The organism is Mesorhizobium sp. M7A.F.Ca.ET.027.03.2.1 (genome assembly GCF_003999175.1).
Taxonomy (GTDB): domain Bacteria; phylum Pseudomonadota; class Alphaproteobacteria; order Rhizobiales; family Rhizobiaceae; genus Mesorhizobium.
In genome coordinates this window covers 1-3,361 of the sequence record NZ_RZOM01000690.1, presented here as the reverse complement: position 1 = coordinate 3,361, position 3,361 = coordinate 1, and the positions used below count along the sequence as shown (strand labels likewise).

Annotated in this window: 2 protein-coding genes and 1 pseudogene; all 3 read right to left on the bottom strand. The window is 64.2% G+C overall.

Translation table 11 applies throughout. The features are described 5' to 3' along the window. Positions 1-357: pseudogene (locus tag EN750_RS24990) on the bottom strand (glycogen debranching enzyme GlgX); the annotation flags it as partial. Between the two features lie 208 nt (positions 358-565). Further along, on the bottom strand, positions 566-2,194 hold the full coding sequence (locus tag EN750_RS24985) for an alpha-D-glucose phosphate-specific phosphoglucomutase (RefSeq protein WP_127398063.1): 1,629 nt from the start codon (positions 2,192-2,194) through the stop codon (positions 566-568). A 3-nt stretch (positions 2,195-2,197) separates the two neighbouring features. Next, positions 2,198-3,361: glycogen synthase GlgA (glgA, locus tag EN750_RS24980; protein ID WP_127398061.1), on the bottom strand; the 1,164-nt coding region annotated here is incomplete at its 5' end.

Below are 3,361 nucleotides of genomic sequence, written 5' to 3'. Positions count from 1 at the left end.
CGGCATCAGCGGCGCGGTATCGGCGCCCTCGCCCCGGCGCTGGGCCAGCCGCCAGTCATAGACATAGGACCTGTCGATCTCGACGGCATATGGATCGGTCAGGAGCTTGGCGGGATCGAACCACAGTCCGCGTTCCGGCGCGTAGTCGCCATCGGCGCGAAAGCCGTAGCGGATGCCCTGGCCAAGGCCCGCAATGAACAGCGCATGGACGCCCTCACCTTCCGGCTGCAGTTCGAGCCGTTCGATTTCCCGGTTGCCCTGCTCGTCGAAGATCGAGACCCAAAGCCGACGGGCCGCCTGCGACCAAGCGGCAAAGCGGATGCCTTCGCGGGTGACGGTGGCGCCGAGCTGGGTCATGCAGTCTCCCCCTTCGCCCCTTGTGGGAGAAGGTGTCGCCGAAGGCGACGGATGAGGGGTGTTCCAGCTTGGCAAGGACAGCGATCCTTCGCGCACCCCTCAATCGTCTCGGCGCTACGCGCCGATCCACCGCCCTGGGGCGAGCCACGGGTCTCGCCCCGTCCTTCGAACCCCACAAGGGGAGAAGGGAAAGCGCGAACCGCCACCCTCAAGTAATCACGCTTGGCTTGGGGCGGCCGGTATGGCTGTGAATCCCGGCAATATCATCGGCTGCGGCTATCAGATCGGCAAGGGCGGCCTGGGTGTCGAGGTCGTGCCTCGATTTGTCCGGCTCGTAACGTTCGATGTAGACGCGCAGCGTCGCGCCCGACGTGCCGGTGCCGGAGAGGCGGAAGACGACCCGCGAACCACCTTCGAACAGCACCCTGATGCCCTGATGCTCGCTGATCGAACCGTCGACCGGATCGCGATAGGCAAAATCGTCCGCGCTGGCGATTTTCATGCCGCGCACGCTGGTACCCGGCAGCGCGCCGAGCTTGGCGCGCAGTTCGTCGACCAATGCGTTGGCGCGGTCGCTCTCAACCTCTTCATAATCGTGCCGCGAATAGTAGTTGCGACCGTAGGTCGCCCAGTGCTCAGTGACGATCTGCTTGCAGCTTTCGCCGCGCGCGGCAAGGATGTTGAGCCACAAAAGCACCGCCCATAGGCCGTCCTTTTCGCGGACATGGTTGGAGCCGGTGCCCGCACTCTCCTCGCCGCAGATCGTCGCCATGTCGGCATCCAGCAGATTGCCGAAGAACTTCCAGCCGGTCGGCGTCTCATAGAGGGCGATGCCGAGTTTTTCAGCGACGCGGTCGGCAGCGCCACTGGTCGGCATCGAGCGGGCGATGCCCTTCAAACCGGCCTTGTAGCCGGGCGCCAGGCGGGCATTGGCGGCGAGCATGGCAACTGAATCCGACGGGGTAACGAAAATGCCCTTGCCGATGATCAGATTGCGGTCGCCGTCGCCATCCGAGGCAGCGCCGAAATCCGGCGCGTCCGGTCCCATCATCTCGTCATAGAGGTGCTTGGCATGGACGAGGTTCGGATCCGGGTGATGGCCGCCGAAATCCGGCAGCGGCTTGAAATTGCGGCAGGTGCCGTTGGGCGCGCCGAGCCGATTTTCCAGGATCTCCTTGGCGTAGGGGCCGGTCACCGCGTGCATGGCGTCGAAGCGCATGCGGAAGCCGGATTTGAACAGTTTGCGCAGGGCATCGAAATCGAACAGGCTTTCCATCAGTTCGGCATAGTCGGCGACCGGGTCGATGATCTCGACCGTCATGCCGGCGGCCTTGACCGTGCCTGTTGTGTCGATGTCGATCGGATCGATATCGGCGATCTTGAAGCTTGAGATCGTCTTGGTTTTCTCGAACATCGCGTCGGTCAGCTTTTCGGGCGCCGGGCCGCCATTGCCGGCATTGTACTTGATGCCGAAATCCTCATGCGGGCCGCCGGGATTATGGCTGGCCGACAGGATGATGCCGCCAAAGGTCTTGTACTTGCGGATGACATGCGAGGCGGCTGGCGTCGACAGGATGCCGCCCTGCCCGACCATCACCTTGCCGAAGCCGTTGGCGGCGGCCATGGCGATGGCCTTCTGGATGACCTCGCGATTGTAGAACCGGCCGTCACCGCCAATCACCAGGGTCTTGCCCTTGAAACCGTCAAGCGCGTCGAAGATCGACTGGATGAAATTCTCGGCATAGTGCTCCTGCTGAAAGACAGGCACCTTCTTGCGCAGGCCCGACGTGCCGGGCTTCTGGTCGGAATAAGGCTTGGTGGGGACGGTCCGTATCATGCTTCAGGCAACCCTTTTCGAAAGCAGCGAGCGATAGAGTTCGACATATTTTTCGGCGCTCTTGTCCCACGACACATCGGCCTTCATGCCCTGGCGCTGCAGCGATTCCCAGACCGTCGGACTGGCATGGGCGTCGACGAGGCGGCTAATGGCGTGCAGCAAGGCACCGCCATTGTTGGGCGCGAACTGGAAGCCGGTGGCGACACCGGCAGAGACGGCGGCCTCATTGGCGTCGATGACCGTATCGGCGAGGCCGCCGGTGCGCGCGACCACCGGCACGCAGCCATAGCGCAGGCCGTAAAGCTGCGTCAGCCCGCACGGTTCGAAGCGCGAGGGGATGACGATGGCGTCACAGCCACCCTGCATGATGTGCGACAGCCCCTCATCGTAGCCGACGACCACACCGATACGGCCGCGATGCCGGGCGGCAGCGGCAAGCAGCGCGCCTTCGAGACCGGCATCGCCCGATCCGAGGATGGCCAGCCGCGCGCCAGTGGCAACGATGCCGTCGATCACCAGCGCCAGTATGTCCATCCCCTTCTGCCAGGTCAGCCGGCTGACGACGCAGACGATCGGGCTGTCGTCACGCTCAAGGCTGAAGCGGTCCTCCACGGCAGTCCTGTTGGGCGCGCGCGCCTTCAGTGTGCTCGCCGTGTAGGGGGACACCAGATGCTTGTCGGTTTCCGGATCCCAGATGCCGGTATCGATGCCGTTGACGATGCCATAGAGATCGCTGGAGCGCATGTTGATGAGGCCGTCGAGACCCATGCCGAATTCCGCCGAGCGGATCTCCTGCGCGTAGGTCGGGCTGACCGTGGTGATCGCCCAGGCGGCCTGCAGGCCAGCCTTGAGGAAGCCGACACCACCATAATATTCGACGCCGTCGAGCGCCATCGCCGCCGCCGGCAAGCCGAGTTCACCGAAGATGCCGGCGCCGAACTGGCCCTGGAAGGCGAGATTGTGGACGGTCATCATCGAGGGAATGCCAACTGCCTTGCCGTAGCGCATGTAGGCCAGGGTCATCGCCGACTGCCAGTCATGGGCATGGACGATGTCGGGTTGGTAGCCCGAGATGGCGCCACCGGCGATGTCGCCGCCGACCTGGCTCAAGGCCGCGAAACGCCGCCAGTTGTCTGGCCAGTCCACGCCGGTGGCATTGCCGTAGGG